A 17,519-nucleotide genomic window follows, 5' to 3' on the forward strand; every position below is an offset into this window, starting at 1 on the left:
GGGTCATCTTGGTATAAAATCATGCTTTTCATATCCAATAATATTAGGACATCACGGTAATGGCTGAATACGTATATACCATGTCTCGGGTAAGCAAGACGGTACCCCCTAAACGTCAAATTCTTAAAGATATTTCTCTTAGCTTTTTTCCTGGCGCTAAAATCGGTGTTTTAGGTCTGAATGGTTCAGGTAAATCAACGCTATTGCGCATCATGGCTGGCATTGATACTGACATTGATGGTGAAGCTCGCGCACAACCAGGTCTTAATGTTGGTTACCTTCCTCAAGAGCCGGTACTAGACGAATCAAAAACCGTTCGTGAAATCGTTGAAGAAGCGGTGGCTGACGTTGCCCATGCATTAACTCGTATTGATCAGGTTTACGCTGAATACGCAGAACCAGATGCTGACTTCGATGCACTAGCGAAAGAGCAAGGTGAACTAGAAGCGCTGATCCAAGCAAAAGATGGTCATAACCTAGAGAACGTTCTAGAGCGTGCTGCTGATGCATTACGCTTACCAGAATGGGATGCAAAAATTGAATTCCTATCTGGTGGTGAGCGTCGTCGTGTTGCTATCTGTCGTCTGCTACTTGAAAAGCCAGACATGCTACTACTTGATGAACCAACCAACCACTTGGATGCGGAATCTGTTGCATGGCTAGAGCACTTCCTTGTTGATTACAGCGGTACTGTTGTGGCAATTACCCATGACCGTTACTTCCTTGATAATGCAGCAGGTTGGATTCTTGAGCTTGACCGTGGTGAAGGTATTCCATGGGAAGGTAACTACACATCTTGGCTAGAACAGAAAGATGAGCGTCTAAAGCAAGAGAAAGCGGGTGAAAGTGCTCGTCAAAAGACCATTGAGAAAGAGCTAGAATGGGTTCGTCAAAATCCAAAAGGTCGCCAAGCGAAATCAAAAGCGCGTATGGCACGCTTTGAAGAGATGACAACTGGCGATTACCAAAAGCGTAATGAAACGAATGAACTGTTCATCCCGCCAGGTGAGCGTTTAGGTGATAAAGTTCTTGAAGTTAAGAACCTAACTAAATCATTCGGTGATCGCGTTCTTATCGATGACCTATCATTTAGCATGCCTAAAGGGGCTATCGTTGGTATCGTTGGTGCCAATGGTGCTGGTAAATCGACACTATTTAAGATGTTAAGTGGTGCAGAGCAACCTGACTCAGGTACTGTTGAATTAGGCGAAACCGTTAAACTGGCTTCGGTTGATCAGTTCCGCGATAGCATGGATGACAAGAAAACCGTCTTCCAAGAGATCTCTGAAGGCGCTGACATCATCAAGATCAACAACTTTGAAATCCCAGCGCGTGCATACTGTTCTCGCTTTAACTTCAAAGGCATCGATCAGCAAAAAATCATCGGTGAGTTATCTGGTGGTGAGCGTAACCGTGTTCACTTAGCAAAACTGCTAAAAGCGGGCGGTAACGTACTGTTACTCGATGAGCCTACCAATGACTTGGATGTTGAAACGCTACGTGCTCTTGAAGAAGCACTGCTTGAGTTCCCAGGCTGTGCAATGGTTATCTCGCATGACCGTTGGTTCTTAGACCGTATTGCAACGCACATCCTAGATTACCGTGATGAAGGTCAAGTGAACTTCTACGAAGGTAACTACACGGAATACAGCGAGTGGATCAAGCAAACGCTTGGTGCTCAAGCTGCTGAACCGCACAGAATCAAGTACAAACGCATCTCAAAATAGTAATATCATGATGTAAATGCTTGAAATTCAACCTAAGGCCGCTAATAATAGCGGCCTTAATTATATGAAAATACTATATTTGTTGTTCTACTTATTATGTTGCATAAAATTTCTGTCGCTATCCCCACACCTAAAGGGTTACAAACCTTTTACTTTGGTCGTACCGCATTAGTGCTGATTATTGCCACTACCCTATTACTTCCTACTGCTCTTGGTACTGCTCTTGGTACTGCTCTTTATCTTGAATATAAAGAAAAGCGCGATGCTCAACATGAATTGATACAAACCCAACATGTTTTACAGCAACAACTCAGTGAAGTGACGAAAGAAAAGCAAAGCATTGAAAATCAGTATCAAGTGCAAGTGGCAACAACGCACTCCTTATCACAGGATATCGCGGATAAAAATGCTCAAATTCAACTGCTCGGAAAACGTGTTTTCGATGTGGAAACGGTACTTGGTTTAGCCGATGAAGATTTGCTTGCCGATGATTCTAATTTAGAAGAAAGAATGGATGCCGCTGCCATTGATTCTGCGGTTAGAGCGACAATGTTTCGCCTTATCCCCAATAACAGCCCAATTAATTATCAGCGTATTTCTTCCTCTTATGGCAGTCGTACCAACCCTATTTATAAGAAAAACCACTTTCATACCGGCATTGATTTAACCTGTAAAGTGGGTGATGAAGTCGTTGCGCCAGCTGATGGTGTGATTGAAACCGTACGCCCAAGTAAGCAGGGTTATGGTAACTTCCTTACCATGCGCCACTCTTTTGGATTTATGAGTTCTTACGCTCACTTAAACAGCTTTAAAGTTCGCAGTGGTCAGTTTGTCAGTAAGGGGGATGTGATTGCTCTGTGTGGTAATACGGGCAGCTCAACCGGTCCACACCTTCATTATGAAGTGCGCTTTTTAGGTCGTACTCTCAACCCTCAGTACTTGATGGATTGGACGCCTGATAACTTCAACTATCTATTTGAAAAAGAGAAGAAAGTGAAGTGGGCACCGCTGGTTAAATTAATCGATAATATGGTTCGCTTACAAGTCAACCTGACAAGCATACCTTACCTTGATAAGAGTATGGATACGGCGGTTAATGAGAGTGTACAAGATGAGCATTACTCAACGAACTAGTTGCTACTCGTTCATTACTGCTTGTTAACTGAAAGGCGATGAAATAACAATGCGATAAGATAGCAAAGGGCGCATATGCCCTTTGCTCAATTGAAATGATGAACTGAGATGGCTACCCACGATGTATCGCGTCATTCGCTTGCTTGAGCAGATTCTGACTTTCATCTAAAAACTGCTTTGAGTAATCGCCAAACCAATCACTTACCTGATTAAAATTATCAACAAAAGCGGCTTTGTCATGACGGTCAAGCAGAGCAATCGCTTCACCAAAACTGTGGTGGAAACGCTTTATCATATCGATATTGTCTTGTGATGATAAAATGATATCACCATAAAGATTTGGATCTTGACCAAATAGTCGCCCTACCATTGCGAGCTCTAAACGATAAATCGGTGAGCTTAACTGCAAAAGCTTCTCTAAGTTCGGGTTCTCTTTACTCAGGTGTAAGCCATAAGCAAACGAAGTAAAGTGACGTAATGCTTGAATCAGGGTCATTCCATGATCATGCTCACTGGCTTCAATTTGGCACAGACTCGCCCCCCAAATACCAAACTGCTCTAATAGCCATTGATATTTGTCTTCACCACGGCCATCACAATACACAATCACCTGCTTGGCTAAGCTTGGCACATCTGGACCAAACATTGGGTGTAAACCGACAACTGGACCTTGGTGATGAGTGAGCATGGTCTGTAATGGTTTCGATTTTATTGAGGTCAAATCACATAAAATGCAATCTTCAGGTAAGTTACCTAAACGCTCAATAACACCTTCGGTTAAATGAATCGGTACCGTGACTACAACCAAACCAGCGTCATTTAAAATCTCATCAGCACGGTCCCAATCTTGGCTACCCAGCACTTTGACATTGTAACCTGACAGCGTAAACATTCGACCAAATAGACCACCTAACTGACCGTGACCACCAACAATAACAACGGAACGCAATTGCGGATTGAGACATTTAAAGCCCGAATCTTTTTCACTTGCGTACGACTCACGCATGGTTCGGCGTAAAATATCTTCGATCAATTGTGGGGGAACGCCCTGTTTTGCAGCTTCTTCACGACGAGAAGCCAACATAGAAGCCTCTCGCTCAGGAACATAAATCGGTAATCCATGTTCACTTTTTACTTCACCCACTTTTTCAACTAATGCCAAACGGCGAGCAAGTAGCTCAACCATTTGTTTATCAACTGCGTCAATTTGGTCGCGTAATTCATTCAGTTCAACGGCCATAGGATATCCTTCTCTCTACCCTTGTAAACGATCTTCTAAAAACGGTACTAACTCTTTGTGAGCTTGACGTAATAGTGCCTCAGTTGTATCCCAATTGATACACGCATCGGTAATAGAAACGCCGTATTCCATCTCACTCAGAGGAATATCAGAAGATTGATTACCTTCATTAATATGGCTTTCAATCATCAAACCGATGATCGACTTGTTGCCTTCACGAATCTGATGAATCGCATTTTCGGCGACGAGAGGCTGACGACGGAAATCTTTGCATGAGTTGGCATGGCTACAGTCAATCATTAGCGACGCATCTAAGCCACCTTTTGCTAACTCTTGCTCACACTCATGAACCGACACTGAATCGTAGTTTGTCTGTTTGCCGCCACGTAAAATCACGTGACCATTCGGGTTACCTTGAGTGGTTAATAAAGCAACCTGCCCTTCTCGACTAATACCCATAAAGCGGTGGCTCGATGAAGCAGCTTGCATCGCATTGATCGCTGTCCCTAAGTTACCATCAGTGCCATTTTTAAACCCAATTGGCATGGATAAACCACTGGCCATCTCACGGTGAGTTTGTGATTCTGTCGTACGCGCACCAATCGCTGCCCAGCTAAACGTATCAGCTAAGTATTGTGGACTAATAGGATCTAATGCTTCAGTTGCCAGTGGAATATCCATTTCAGCTAAATCCACTAAAAGCTCACGCCCCACATGCAGACCGTGCTCAATATCAAACGTACCATCAAGTTGCGGATCGTTAATTAAACCTTTCCAGCCCACGGTTGTTCTTGGCTTTTCAAAGTAAACGCGCATCACAATGTACAGTTGGTCATTAAGCTCTGCAGACAAGGCTTTCAGACGCTTTGCGTACTCTTTCGCTGCATCAATATCATGGATAGAACACGGACCACACACAACAAGTAGGCGATGATCTTTTTTATGGATAATGTTAGCAATCGCATCGCGTGAATCTTGAATAGAACGACGAGCTTTCTCACTCAAAGGTAGCTTCTCTTTTAGCTGCGCTGGTGTAATTAGCACTTGCTCGTCAATGATGTTGATATTACTTAATTCACTTTTTTGCATAACATTACCCGTACATTTATTTTTACACTTAATATTAATGAGATATCGCCAAACGGCTTAACAACTAACATAACAAGATAAAAACCAAATGCAAGTGTAAATATTAAAAAACATAACCGTAAATATTAATTTACACTAACCATTTGACCGCTTGATAAGCTCTGCTGTTTGCTTCCACTGCGTAGTTAAACGCAAATCCGACAAACTAAATGAGTGTTTTTTCAGGAGTGTAGTGGCATGAGACACAGAGCTAATCGGCAGGTTATCTAATACATTGGCCGCAGCATCACGATTATTACACATCAACAGCATGTCACAGCCCGCTTGTAATGATTGCGCTGCTCGTTGAGCGGGACCACCCATAATACTCGCTCCTTCCATGTTCAAATCATCAGAAAAAATGATGCCCTGAAAACCGAGTTGCTGACGTAATACCTGCTTTAGCCAATACTCTGAACCACTTGCTGGTTGATCGTCATATTGTGGGTACACCACATGGGCAGGCATCATAGCATCGAGTATTCCCGCCTCAATTTGCGCCTTAAAGATGGTCATATCATCCGCGAAAATTGTCTCTCTTTGATCATAAGGCGTCTCTAAATGAGAATCGGCAATCACGCCACCATGGCCTGGAAAGTGCTTACCGGTTGTTGCCATTCCAACCGATTTCATCCCCTGCATGAACGCAGAACTATGACGCACAATGGTATCGATATCTTCACCAAAAGCGCGGCTGCCAATCGCCTTGCACTCATGACCTTTATCGAGAACCGGTGCAAAACTCAAATCAATATCATGGGCAATCAACTCCGCGGCCATTAACCACCCTGACTGCTTCGCCAGTGATTCACCATCACGATGTTGAGCATACTCTTGCGCTGCTGGAATTAAGGAGAAACCATCTCGAAAGCGCTGCACTCGCCCACCTTCTTGATCAACACCAATCAGTATCGGTCTTTTCGCCGCCACTCTTATCGCCTTATTTAAAGCAACTAACTGATCGCTTTCTGCATAGTTACGCGCAAATAAGATCACCCCACCCACTGTTGGATGTTGCAGTATCTCTTTATCTTCAGCGCTCAGCTCATAGCCTTCCACATCTAGCCACAGTGGTCCCATCTTTGCCTCTCGATTCATAGTCACTATTTTATTATTTGAGATTATTCGCTTTAATTTTGCTTTACAATGTTTTTCATTACCTTGTAGAGGAAAGCAGTGATGACAGGAAAAGAGCTTTATATCGGTGTGATGTCAGGCACCAGTTTAGATGGCGTTGATACGGTACTGGTTAGTATTAATAAAGGTGACCTAACTGGCAGCAGCATTCGGTTAATTGCTCACAATGAATTCGCCCTACCCGATGATCTTAAGCAGGGGTTACTTGGTATTTGTTTAGGTCAAGCGACCGACTTAGTCACTATTGGTCAGCTCGACCACCGCTTAGGGCATTTATTTGCTGATGCCGTTAATGCGCTTTTAGATAAGCAACAACTCAAAGCAGAGCAAATCACTGCGATTGGTAACCATGGGCAAACCGTATTCCACCAGCCAAATAGCGCAATGCCTTTTACCATACAACTCGGCGATGCCAATATTATTGCCGCTAAAACAGACATTGATACTGTTGCTGATTTTCGCCGTAAAGATATGGCGTTAGGTGGTCAAGGTGCGCCTCTTGTTCCCGCTTTTCATCACACTATTTTTACCCCTAAGGACTCAACGATTGTGGTACTTAATATTGGTGGGATAGCGAACCTCTCGGTCTTACGCCCTAATCAGACAGTGATTGGTTATGATACAGGACCAGGCAATATGTTAATGGATGCTTGGGTTAACCTGCACAAGGGATGGAAATACGATAAAAATGCGGCGTACGCGCAATTAGGCAAGGTCAATGATGCCCTTCTCTCCTTATTAATGGCCGAGGAATACTTTCAGCTTTGTGCGCCCAAAAGTACGGGAAGAGAACTGTTTAACTTACCTTGGCTAGAAGAAAAGTTGGCTCTGTTTAACCAGCAAAACCAAAACCTCACAGCCGAAGATATCCAGGCAACATTGACGGAGTTTAGTGCTGTCACTATCGCCAATGAAGTTGCCCAATACCAACAGGGGCCACAACCTGAACTACTGGTGTGTGGCGGCGGAGCACATAACCCACTGCTGATGAAAAAGCTCACACAACACCTACCAGACTGGCAAGTGGCATCAACCAGTCAGCGTGGTGTGGATAGTGACAATATGGAAGCGATGGCGTTTGCATGGCTTGCTCAGCGCCGCATCTATGGATTAACCAGCAATTTACCTGAAGTTACTGGCGCAAAAAAACTCGCCTCTCTTGGTGTTATCTACCCTGCGAATTAATCAAATCGGTATACAGAGAATGACTGAGTACGGCGCTAGTTTTGCGTCGTAAAGTCATTCCAGCCACGCTGCCATTCCATACGAAATTTTTGTCCATCTTTAGTACCAGAACAAACACCTTCATAGGTAAAACCAGACATACCAATTTGATAAGCATGGTTAGGATCGCAATACTCATCAACACCAACCGCATAACCTTCACTATAACGACCTGGATCAGCATCACCTAACGCTAAGAGAGAATTATAGCTACGCGCAATATTGCCTTTAACCCCATCTTGATAACCGATCTGATACCAATTTCCCTGCTCTGCTAAAGTGTCAACATTGCTACTACACCCAGCAAGACCAGCCGTAATGAACATTAATGTAACTAATGGCTTACTCATCTTTTAATCCTTTTTATATCCGATAGCAACAGTTTATGTCGACTAACGCTTAACTGCTAGTTACATACACACAATAGCGATCATTCATCCCATTCTTCAAGTAAACAAAGTCATCATCGAGCAAACAAAATGTGCACATCCAATAAAGCATAAAACCGCTTAACCAGAGCAACAACCACTCAAACGGCTATTTGACCACTCAGCGAATAAGCCCATGACATAACCATAGTCACCTCCTAACATCCAACATGAATCATTCATCTAATTTAGGGATAACATATTATGCTATGGTTTCTAACCTGTGTTGCCGCACTACTCGGTGGCTACTTCATCTACGGCCTATTTATTGAAAAGATCTTCGGTGTAAAACCACAGCGTACCACGCCGGCTTACACGAAGCAGGATGGGGTTGATTTCGTACCGATGTCGACACCCAAAGTCTACCTAGTCCAGTTACTTAATATTGCAGGGGTTGGACCTATATTCGGCCCTATCATGGGTGCTTTATACGGCCCAGCCGCCATGTTATGGATCGTCGTTGGCTGTGTCTTTGCTGGTGCTGTGCATGATTACTTTTCAGGTATGCTTTCCATACGAAATGGTGGGGCGTCGGTTCCAACCATCACTGGCCGATACCTAGGCAATGGCGCTAAACATTTTATGAACATTTTTGCCGTTGTCTTATTACTGCTTGTCGGAGTGGTATTCGTCTCAGCACCAGCCGGTATGTTAACTAACCTGATCACTGACCAAACCGATATTACGATGAGTGCAACGACCATGGTTGTGATCATCTTTGCTTACTATATCGTTGCGACCATAGTGCCTGTCGATAAAATCATCGGTCGCTTCTATCCTCTCTTTGGCGCACTTCTCATCTTTATGTCGGTTGGCTTAATTAGTGCTGTTGCCTTGTCAAGTGAGCACCAAATTTTAGGTGGCTATAAGATGAGTGATATGTTCACCAACATGAACCCTAATGATTTACCACTTTGGCCAGCACTCTTTATCACCATTGCTTGTGGGGCAATTTCTGGCTTCCATGCGACACAATCCCCACTGATGGCTCGCTGTATGGAAAACGAAAAAAATGGTCGTTTCGTGTTTTATGGTGCGATGATTGGTGAAGGTATTATTGCCCTTATCTGGTGTACGTTAGCGCTCTCTTTCTTTGGCTCTATGGATTCATTAGCCGAAGCGGTGAAAAATGGTGGTCCAGGTAACGTAGTTTACAGCGCATCCTTTGGCCTGCTTGGTGTATTTGGCGGTATCTTAGCCTTCTTAGGTGTGGTGATTCTGCCAATTACTTCTGGCGATACGGCTTTCCGCTCTAGTCGTTTGATTTTAGCTGAATACTTCAATTTAGATCAGAAGACATTGCGTAACCGCCTACTTATGGCAATGCCGCTGTTTGTTTTAGGTGGCATTCTGACCCAAGTTGATTTTGGTATTATTTGGCGCTACTTCGGATTTGCTAACCAAACGACGGCAGTCATGATGCTGTGGACGGCATCTGCTTACTTACTGCGTTATAACAAGTTCCATTGGATCACCACCGTACCAGCCATGTTTATGACCACGGTATGTATTACCTTTATCCTAAACAACAGCCAATTAGGTTTTGGCATCCCAATGCAAATAGCAACGGTAACAGGGATGGTGGCAACGCTACTTATCACTCGCTACATCATCACTATCTCTAAAGGAAAAGGCGATACTGATTATGCGGATTTGAAAGAAGATAAGAAGAAACCAACCACCGAAGCCAATTTATAAAGCAAAATAACAAAATCAATCGCTTTAACCGTGCCATCAACATCATAGGTAAACAAATCGTCCTCAATTGATGTTTCTTGTCACACTATAAGAAAAGTTGCCCACACTGATCAAAATTCAGTGCTGGGCGCTACTCTTTTTACTGGCTACTAATGCTATGGTTTATTTTACATTGCACTCCTTTCGCTAGGTTTTCCCTCTATGGAATTAGTCGTTTCTCTGCTGCAACAAATGTGTGTTTACCTTGTACTGGCCTATACCTTAGCCAAAACACCATTAATCTTACCCTTACTTAATATCTCACCACGCATTAGCCATAAAATATCCTGCTATGTAATTTTTTCCTCTTTTTGTATTCTTGGCACCTATTTTGGCTTGCAGATCAACGATGCAATCGCTAATACCCGAGCCATTGGTGCTGTAATGGGCGGGGTATTTGGTGGACCTATTATCGGCCTTCTGGTGGGATTAACTGGTGGCATGCATCGCTACAGTTTGGGTGGGTTTACCGATGTGGCATGTGCTATCTCAACCACTAGCGAAGGGTTGATTGGCGGGATTTGTCATATCTACTATGTGCGCCGTAACAAGGCTAATGAGCTGTTTAATCCTCGGGTACTATTTGGCATAACCTTAATTGCAGAAGTCATGCAGATGGCTTTGTTGCTCTTAATTGCGAAACCTTTTGACCAAGCGTTAACGCTCGTTTCTGCGATTGCTGCGCCGATGATCATCACTAACTCCATTGGCGCTGCATTTTTTATGAGTATTATCCTCGATAGAAAAACCATTTTTGAAAAATACTCTGCCACCTTTTCTCGCCGCGCTTTAACCATCGCAGAACGTTCAGTGGGAATTCTACACTCTGGTCTAACTCATCAAAATGCGGATAAAATAGCTCGAATCGTTTATGAAGAAACCAATGTTGGCGCTGTTGCGATTACTGATAAAGAAAAAATTCTCGCCTTTGTCGGCATTGGTGATGATCACCACCAGCCAAATACTCCCATATCATCAGCCAATACGCTTTCATCCATAGCCAGTAATCAAATCATTTATTTAGATGGGATCGAGTCAGTGTATCAATGCTCGATATCCAAGAAGTGCAAACTAGGCTCTGCACTGATTATCCCGTTACGGGCGGGCGAAGAAGTGGTCGGAACCATAAAACTCTATGAACCAAGACGTAAACTCTTTTCAACTATAAATATGTCGATGGCAGAAGGGATTGCCCAACTGCTTTCCAGCCAGATCTTATTTGGCAACTACCAACAGCAACAACAATTACTGACTCAATCAGAAATCAAACTGCTGCATGCCCAAGTCAATCCTCACTTTTTATTTAATGCACTCAATACCATTAGCGCGGTTATACGTCATAACCCAGATAAAGCACGCACCTTGATCCAGCATCTATCACACTTCTTTCGCAGTAACCTTAAGCAAAATATTAACAATGTCACCTTGGAAGAAGAGCTCGCCCATATCAATGCCTACTTAACGATAGAAAAAGCCCGCTTCACCGATCGGTTAGAGGTAAATATTGATATCGCACCTCACTTATTACCACGCTTACTGCCCACTTTTACCCTGCAACCTTTAGTTGAAAATGCCATAAAACATGGCATTTCCGATATGCTCGAAGGCGGTATCATTACGATTTACAGTCAAGCAACGGCAGATGGCGATAAGATTATTGTCGAAGATAATGCCGGCGTATATCAAGCACCACCGGAGAATCATGCTGGCTTAGGGATGGAAATTGTGAACAAGCGCCTGACTAGCTACTTTGGTCGTGATGCAGCGCTAAAAATCGACTTAAAAAAACACCATTACACTAAAATGAGTTTTATTATTCCGTCATCACATTCGCTCAATAAAAAGGCATAAGCATGTTAACTGCATTGGTTATCGATGACGAACTCTTTGCTCGCGAAGAGTTGACCACCTTGCTAGAAGAAACGGGGGAAGTCGAGGTACTTGATCAAGCCAGCAATGCGATTGAAGGGCTACAAAAAATTAATGCCTTGCGACCCGATGTAATTTTCCTTGATATACAGATGCCAAAGATCACCGGCATTGAACTACTAAGTATGCTGGATCCTGACAGCATGCCATCTGTTGTCTTTGTCACAGCTTATGACCAATACGCTATTCAAGCCTTTGAAGACAATGCCTTTGATTACCTACTCAAGCCTATAGACCCTTGCCGATTAAGAAAAACCATTTCACGCTTAGTTAAAGTCGCGCGTTTTAACGGTCGACTCGAAGCACAAAATATCACCGCGATTGCTCCCTCCTATTTAGAACAGATCCCTTGCGTTGGTCATCATCGAATTGTCATTATTGCCACTAAAGACATTGAGTGTGTTTGTAGCGATATCAGTGGAGTAAAAGTTAAAACGGCAGAGCAAACCGCATCGACACAATTAACGTTAAAACAAATTGAAGAAAAAACCGATCTGATTCGCTGTCATAGGCAGTGCTTAGTCAGCATTAAGGCAATCAAGGAGATTAAATTATTAGATAATGGATTAGCGGAGATCATTACACTCAGTGGCTTTGATATCCCAGTGAGTCGCCGATTTTTAAAGGCATTAAAAGAGACGCTAGGTGTGCAGTAACCTAACGTCATTTAGGGCTATATAACAAATGATAACCGTTAATCGATCTGCTTTATTTGTAGCTCTTTTGGCACTTCAAAGAACATGTTCTCTTCACGCCCTGCGACTTCTTCCATTGAATCAGCACCAAGCTCTTTAATACGATCTAAAATTTGATTCACTAGCTCTTCTGGTGCTGACGCGCCTGCTGTTACACCAATTTTGCTCTTACCCACAAACCACTCCGGCTGGATATCTTCCGCACAATCGGTTAAGTAACCTGGCGTACCGAGCTTTTCCGCTAACTCTTTTAAGCGTGTCGAATTGGATGAGTTTTTAGAGCCAACAACGACAACAATATCCACATCGGCAGATAACTCACGTACGGCATCTTGACGATTTTGCGTTGCATAGCAGATATCATCTTTACGTGGACCTTGAATCTTAGGAAAGACCTCACGAAGTCGATTGATCACATCTGCCGTTTCATCGACCGATAGTGTTGTTTGGCTTACGTAATGCAAGTTACTTGGATCTTTGACAACCAGCAGTTCAACATCTTCTGGTTTTTCCACCAAGTACATTCCGCCTTCTTCACTGGCGTATTGCCCCATCGTGCCTTCCACTTCTGGATGCCCTGCATGACCAATTAAAACCACTTCCATATGTTTACGACTGGCTCTTGCCACTTCCATATGTACTTTTGTTACCAATGGGCAGGTTGCATCAAAAACGGTTAAGTCTCGCTCTTTTGCTTCTTTACGTACCGATTGAGGTACACCATGAGCTGAAAAAATAACGATATTGTCATCAGGCACTTCACTTAATTCTTCGACAAAAATCGCACCACGTTGCTTCAAACCTTCAACCACAAAACGGTTATGCACGACTTCATGACGAACATAGATTGGCGGTTGATAGATCTCTAATGCACGTTCAACGATGCTGATTGCACGATCAACACCAGCACAAAAGCCACGTGGGTTTGCTAACATTATTTTCATTGGATTGCTCATGGAAAATGAATTGATTGCGTTTTATTCTACAGATAGATCGCTATTGACACCATACTCGATATCAGACGCCACATTACTCGACACCAATAATATCGACATCAAAGGTAACATCTTGTCCTGCTAGAGGGTGATTAAAGTCAACGGTCACTGAATCACCGGCAATCTCACTAATGATGCCAGGTATCTCCATACCATCAGGTCCACTAAAAGCCATGATCGTACCGACTTCCACTTCAGCATCGCCGACAAATTTGGCTCGATCCATATAATGAATATGATCAGGGTTAGGCATACCAAATGCATCTTCTGCACTTAGCTCAATACTGCGCTGCTCACCCATAGTTAAGCCAAGTAAACAGTGCTCAAAGTTATCACTTAAGCTGCCATCGCCCATAACAAACTTAGCGGGTTTACCCATATTGTGCGTGCTATCCGCGACGGAACCATCGGCGAGTTTGATGGTGAAATGTAAGGTTACTGCACTCTGATTATTAATTATCGACATATCATTCCCTTGTTTGCTGTCATGCCTGCTTATGCTCGTGACATCGAACATATTTTATCTAAGGCATCGTATGGCTAATCTTAGTCTTAGTCTTAGTCTTAGTCTTAGTCTTAGTCTTAGTCTTAGTCTTAGTCTTATAGCGGTTATAATAAAAAGCGCCGCCCGAATCAACGGACAGCGCTTAAGGTTATTCTAAAACTGTGTACTCACGACGCTTTTAGCCATGATTCAATATCATTTAATCACTCGACACTTGATCGGTTTTTTTCTGACGAAAGCCATCAAGAATGATCATAGCGGCACCAATACAAATGGTGCTATCGGCTAAATTAAATGCTGGCCAGTGGTAACTGCCCCAAAAGAAGTCCAAGTAGTCAACGACAAAGCCATGCACAACTCGGTCAAACACATTACCAATTGCGCCACCAATAATGAGGGCATAGGCAATGTTGTTCCACTTCTCTTTCGCTGGTAGTTGACGCATCCAATACGTCAACATCCCAGTGACCACAAACGCAATGCCAGTAAAGAACCAACGCTGCCAACCACCCTGCTCACTTAAAAAGCTAAACGCAGCACCGTGGTTGTGCACATATAGGAAGTTAAAGAAAGGCAAAACCTCAACTCGGTTTGCCCAACCGTATCCCATATTATCCATCACGAATAATTTAATACTGATATCAGCGATAAACACTAGAGCCGCTAACCATAGCCAGCGCACTCCAGATTGTTTCAGTGAGAAAGTCTTCTCGCTCATACTAAGTCCTTTTAAAGTCTTGATATTAAGCGAATTGACGAGTTTCACCTTCGCCATCGATGTTTGAAGCACAGCGACCACATAAGTGTTCGTGACCTGCAATCGTGCCTACATCTGTTGTATGGTGCCAGCAGCGCTCACACTTCTCAGCTTCTGTTGCTGATACTTCAACAAATAAGCCTTCAAGGTCAGTGGCATGAGCAGAGTCGCTCTTTTCACTTACCGGCTTAATAACCGCTTGAGACGTTAGTAGAACAAAACGTAGTTCATCTTGTAGCTTGTTGATGGTTGCAGCAAGTGCATCATCAGCGTATAGCGTTACTTCAGCTTGCAATGAACCACCAATAGTCTTCTCTTTACGAGCGTCTTCTAAAAGCTTGTTCACAGCACCACGAACCGCTTGGATTTCAGTCCAGAATTCGTTGTTAAGCTCTTCTGTTTCAGATAGATCGACAAGACCTTGGTACCATTCACCAGTGAATACGAACGTATCACGCTCACCTGGCATTTCATTCCAGATTTCATCGGCGGTGAATGACATGATAGGTGCCATCCAACGAACTAGTGCTTCAACAATGTAGTACAGTGCTGATTGACAGCTACGTTGTGCGTGTCCGCCTTGCTTAGCTGTGTATTGACGGTCTTTGATTACATCTAAGTAGAAAGAACCCATTTCAATAGAACAGAATTGCATTAGACGCTGAGTTACACCGTGTGTGTTGTACTCATCGTAAGCTTTAACAATCTCTTCTTGTGCAGCAAATGCTCGACCTACAGCCCAACGATCCAGTGCAACCATATCTTCAACAGGTACTAGATCTGTCTCTGGGTTGAAGCCGTTTAGGTTCGCTAGGAAGAAACGTGCTGTGTTGCGAATACGACGGTAAGCATCCGCCGAACGCTTAAGGATCTCATCAGAAACCGCAACTTCACCTGTGTAGTCGGTAGAAGCAACCCATAGACGTAGGATATCGGCACCTAGTTTATTGGTTACATCTTTTGGTGATACTACGTTACCGATAGATTTTGACATCTTACGGCCGTTACCATCAACCACGAAACCGTGCGTTAGTACTTGCTTGTATGGCGCCACATCTTTCATCGCAATAGAGGAGATTAGCGATGATTGGAACCAACCACGGTGTTGGTCAGAACCTTCTAGGTAAAGATCAGCACTGTGTGTACGGTTTTCTTCTGGGAAGTTTAGCTCTTCACGAGAGTCAACAACAGAGAAGTGAGTAACACCTGAATCGAACCATACGTCTAGAGTATCAAGTACTTTTTCGTATTTATCAGCATCTTCAGCACCCATTAGGTCAGCGGCATCAAGATCCCACCATGCTTGAATGCCTTTCTCTTCAACAAGCTGTGCTACTTTTTCAATTAGCTCAGCACTGTTTGGATGCAGTTCAGCGGTTTCTTTGTGTACGAATAGAGCAATTGGAACACCCCAAGTACGTTGACGAGAGATACACCATTCTGGACGACCTTCAATCATACCTTCAATACGGCTTTCACCCCATTCTGGTAACCATTGAACGCTCTTGATTGACTCTAGTGCCTTCTTACGTAGACCCGCTTGATCCATAGAGATGAACCATTGTGGTGTCGCACGGAAGATGATTGGCGTTTTGTGTCTCCAACAGTGTGGGTAGCTGTGCTCGTATGCGTGATGGTGCAGTAGTGCGCCTTTCTCTTTCAATACTTCAAGCACTGAATCGTTCGCTTTAAACACGTGCTGACCAGCAAATAGCTCAGTATCCGGTAAGTAAACACCGTTTGAACCCACTGGGTTAGCCACTTCTAGGTTGTATTTTTTACCAACCACGAAATCTTCTTGACCGTGGCCAGGAGCAGTATGAACAACACCGGTACCTGAGTCCGTTGTAACGTGCTCACCTAAGATTGCAGGCACAGTAAAGTCGTAGAACGGGTGATTAAATTGCACCAACTCTAAGTCTTCCCCTTTACAGAAACCTAAGTTATGGAAATGCTCAATACCTGCACGATCCATCACATCTTTAGCTAGGTCAGCAGCAACGATCAGACGTTGTGCAGCTTGATCTTCAGTCGCTTCAACTTGAACCAGTACATACTCAAGATCATCACGTAGAGCAACCGCGCGGTTAGCTGGCAATGTCCATGGTGTCGTTGTCCAGATAACCACTGAAAGATCACCTTCACCAGCATGTTCTGCTGCTAAAGTGAATTTAGCGATTGTCGCAGCTTCGTCTGCCGCTAGGAATTTAACGTCAATTGATGGCGATACTTTATCTTTGTATTCAACTTCTGCTTCAGCAAGTGCACTACCACAGTCTGTACACCAGTGAACAGGTTTGAAACCTTTTAATAGGTGACCTTGATCAGCGATTTTACCAAGTGAACGAATGATGTTCGCTTCAGTACCGAAGTCCATAGTGCGGTATGGTTTATCCCACTCGCCCATGATGCCAAGACGCTTAAAGCTCTCTTTTTGGCCTTCAACTTGAGTCGTTGCGTATTTGCGACACTCTTCACGGAACTGAGCTGGAGTAATTTTCTGACCCGGCTTACCTTTTTTCTTCTCAACCATCAGTTCAATCGGCAGACCGTGACAGTCCCAACCAGGAACGTACGGTGCATCAAAACCAGATAGTGTTTTAGATTTGATAATAATGTCTTTAAGAATCTTGTTTAACGCGTGACCAATATGAATATCACCGTTTGCATACGGAGGGCCATCGTGTAATACGAAAGATTTTTTACCTTTCTTGGCTTTACGGATTTCACCGTATAGATCTTCTTTGTACCAACGTTTAAGCATTTCTGGCTCACGATTAGCCAGGTTACCGCGCATTGGAAACCCTGTTTCAGGTAGGTTCAGGGTATCTTTATAATCACTCATCGATTCTTAATTCCGTTGTATTGGGCGAAGTTAGACAT

At 43.5% G+C, this 17,519-nt stretch carries 14 protein-coding genes; 6 read left to right on the top strand and 8 right to left on the bottom strand.

The window, feature by feature from the left end:
- The first annotated feature begins 59 nt into the window (after positions 1–59).
- Both ettA and BCU68_RS14395 read left to right on the top strand, forming a co-directional pair.
- Complete coding sequence (ettA, locus tag BCU68_RS14390) at positions 60–1,727, top strand: energy-dependent translational throttle protein EttA (protein ID WP_102565443.1); 1,668 nt, start codon at positions 60–62, stop codon at positions 1,725–1,727.
- A 96-nt stretch (positions 1,728–1,823) separates the two neighbouring features.
- Positions 1,824–2,861, top strand: coding sequence for a M23 family metallopeptidase (locus BCU68_RS14395; RefSeq protein ID WP_102565444.1), 1,038 nt, complete (start codon positions 1,824–1,826; stop codon positions 2,859–2,861).
- Positions 2,862–2,973: 112 nt separating this feature from the next.
- Here BCU68_RS14395 and tyrA read toward each other — a convergent pair whose 3' ends face one another.
- From tyrA to nagZ, 3 genes are all read right to left on the bottom strand, one after another.
- A complete protein-coding gene (gene tyrA / locus BCU68_RS14400) occupies positions 2,974–4,101 on the bottom strand; it encodes a bifunctional chorismate mutase/prephenate dehydrogenase (RefSeq protein WP_102565445.1) in 1,128 nt (375 codons plus the stop codon).
- A 15-nt stretch (positions 4,102–4,116) separates the two neighbouring features.
- Positions 4,117–5,190 (bottom strand): 3-deoxy-7-phosphoheptulonate synthase, encoded by a 1,074-nt coding sequence (locus tag BCU68_RS14405; RefSeq protein ID WP_102565446.1) that lies wholly within the window; start codon positions 5,188–5,190, stop codon positions 4,117–4,119.
- A 135-nt stretch (positions 5,191–5,325) separates the two neighbouring features.
- Complete coding sequence (gene nagZ, locus BCU68_RS14410) at positions 5,326–6,309, bottom strand: beta-N-acetylhexosaminidase (RefSeq protein ID WP_102565447.1); 984 nt, start codon at positions 6,307–6,309, stop codon at positions 5,326–5,328.
- Between the two features lie 99 nt (positions 6,310–6,408).
- Here nagZ and BCU68_RS14415 point away from each other — a divergent pair, with 99 nt between their 5' ends.
- A complete protein-coding gene (locus tag BCU68_RS14415) occupies positions 6,409–7,551 on the top strand; it encodes an anhydro-N-acetylmuramic acid kinase (protein WP_102565448.1) in 1,143 nt (380 codons plus the stop codon).
- 35 nt (positions 7,552–7,586) lie between these two features.
- Here the strand turns inward: BCU68_RS14415 and BCU68_RS14420 are convergent, their stop codons facing one another.
- Positions 7,587–7,940: a DUF2799 domain-containing protein gene (locus tag BCU68_RS14420; protein WP_102565449.1), complete on the bottom strand. Its 354-nt coding sequence runs from the start codon at positions 7,938–7,940 to the stop codon at positions 7,587–7,589.
- Positions 7,941–8,222: 282 nt separating this feature from the next.
- On the opposite strand from BCU68_RS14420, the gene BCU68_RS14425 reads away from it, so the two are divergent.
- The 3 genes from BCU68_RS14425 (at position 8,223) to btsR (ending at position 12,340) form a co-directional block, all read left to right on the top strand.
- Positions 8,223–9,716 (top strand): carbon starvation protein A, encoded by a 1,494-nt coding sequence (locus BCU68_RS14425; protein WP_102565450.1) that lies wholly within the window; start codon positions 8,223–8,225, stop codon positions 9,714–9,716.
- A 201-nt stretch (positions 9,717–9,917) separates the two neighbouring features.
- Positions 9,918–11,606: a sensor histidine kinase gene (locus BCU68_RS14430; protein ID WP_102565451.1), complete on the top strand. Its 1,689-nt coding sequence runs from the start codon at positions 9,918–9,920 to the stop codon at positions 11,604–11,606.
- A gap of 2 nt (positions 11,607–11,608) precedes the next feature.
- Entirely contained in the window at positions 11,609–12,340 is a 732-nt protein-coding gene (gene btsR / locus BCU68_RS14435; RefSeq protein WP_102565452.1) for a two-component system response regulator BtsR, read from the top strand.
- Between the two features lie 38 nt (positions 12,341–12,378).
- Here btsR and ispH read toward each other — a convergent pair whose 3' ends face one another.
- The 4 genes from ispH to ileS form a co-directional block, all read right to left on the bottom strand.
- Positions 12,379–13,335 (bottom strand): 4-hydroxy-3-methylbut-2-enyl diphosphate reductase, encoded by a 957-nt coding sequence (gene ispH, locus BCU68_RS14440; RefSeq protein WP_102565453.1) that lies wholly within the window; start codon positions 13,333–13,335, stop codon positions 12,379–12,381.
- 73 nt (positions 13,336–13,408) lie between these two features.
- Positions 13,409–13,840 (bottom strand): FKBP-type peptidyl-prolyl cis-trans isomerase, encoded by a 432-nt coding sequence (gene fkpB / locus BCU68_RS14445; protein WP_102565454.1) that lies wholly within the window; start codon positions 13,838–13,840, stop codon positions 13,409–13,411.
- 238 nt (positions 13,841–14,078) lie between these two features.
- Positions 14,079–14,597 carry a signal peptidase II gene (lspA, locus tag BCU68_RS14455; protein WP_102565455.1) on the bottom strand — a complete coding sequence of 173 codons (519 nt, stop codon included), beginning with the start codon at positions 14,595–14,597 and terminating at the stop codon, positions 14,079–14,081.
- Between the two features lie 25 nt (positions 14,598–14,622).
- A complete protein-coding gene (gene ileS, locus BCU68_RS14460; RefSeq protein ID WP_102565456.1) occupies positions 14,623–17,481 on the bottom strand; it encodes an isoleucine--tRNA ligase in 2,859 nt (952 codons plus the stop codon).
- Positions 17,482–17,519 lie beyond the last annotated feature (38 nt).

Origin of the sequence: Vibrio sp. 10N.286.49.B3 (assembly GCF_002873395.1) — a bacterium.
Classification (GTDB): domain Bacteria; phylum Pseudomonadota; class Gammaproteobacteria; order Enterobacterales; family Vibrionaceae; genus Vibrio.

Bases quoted from the DNA above. Each gene is read 5' to 3' on its own strand.
- ettA (WP_102565443.1), top strand. From the start codon at position 60: ATGGCTGAATACGTATATACCATGTCTCGGGTAAGCAAGACGGTACCC.
- BCU68_RS14395 (WP_102565444.1), top strand. From the start codon at position 1,824: ATGTTGCATAAAATTTCTGTCGCTATCCCCACACCTAAAGGGTTACAA.
- tyrA (WP_102565445.1), bottom strand. From the start codon at position 4,101: ATGGCCGTTGAACTGAATGAATTACGCGACCAAATTGACGCAGTTGAT.
- BCU68_RS14405 (WP_102565446.1), bottom strand. From the start codon at position 5,190: ATGCAAAAAAGTGAATTAAGTAATATCAACATCATTGACGAGCAAGTG.
- nagZ (WP_102565447.1), bottom strand. From the start codon at position 6,309: ATGGGACCACTGTGGCTAGATGTGGAAGGCTATGAGCTGAGCGCTGAA.
- BCU68_RS14415 (WP_102565448.1), top strand. From the start codon at position 6,409: ATGACAGGAAAAGAGCTTTATATCGGTGTGATGTCAGGCACCAGTTTA.
- BCU68_RS14420 (WP_102565449.1), bottom strand. From the start codon at position 7,940: ATGAGTAAGCCATTAGTTACATTAATGTTCATTACGGCTGGTCTTGCT.
- BCU68_RS14425 (WP_102565450.1), top strand. From the start codon at position 8,223: ATGCTATGGTTTCTAACCTGTGTTGCCGCACTACTCGGTGGCTACTTC.
- BCU68_RS14430 (WP_102565451.1), top strand. From the start codon at position 9,918: ATGGAATTAGTCGTTTCTCTGCTGCAACAAATGTGTGTTTACCTTGTA.
- btsR (WP_102565452.1), top strand. From the start codon at position 11,609: ATGTTAACTGCATTGGTTATCGATGACGAACTCTTTGCTCGCGAAGAG.
- ispH (WP_102565453.1), bottom strand. From the start codon at position 13,335: ATGAGCAATCCAATGAAAATAATGTTAGCAAACCCACGTGGCTTTTGT.
- fkpB (WP_102565454.1), bottom strand. From the start codon at position 13,840: ATGTCGATAATTAATAATCAGAGTGCAGTAACCTTACATTTCACCATC.
- lspA (WP_102565455.1), bottom strand. From the start codon at position 14,597: ATGAGCGAGAAGACTTTCTCACTGAAACAATCTGGAGTGCGCTGGCTA.
- ileS (WP_102565456.1), bottom strand. From the start codon at position 17,481: ATGAGTGATTATAAAGATACCCTGAACCTACCTGAAACAGGGTTTCCA.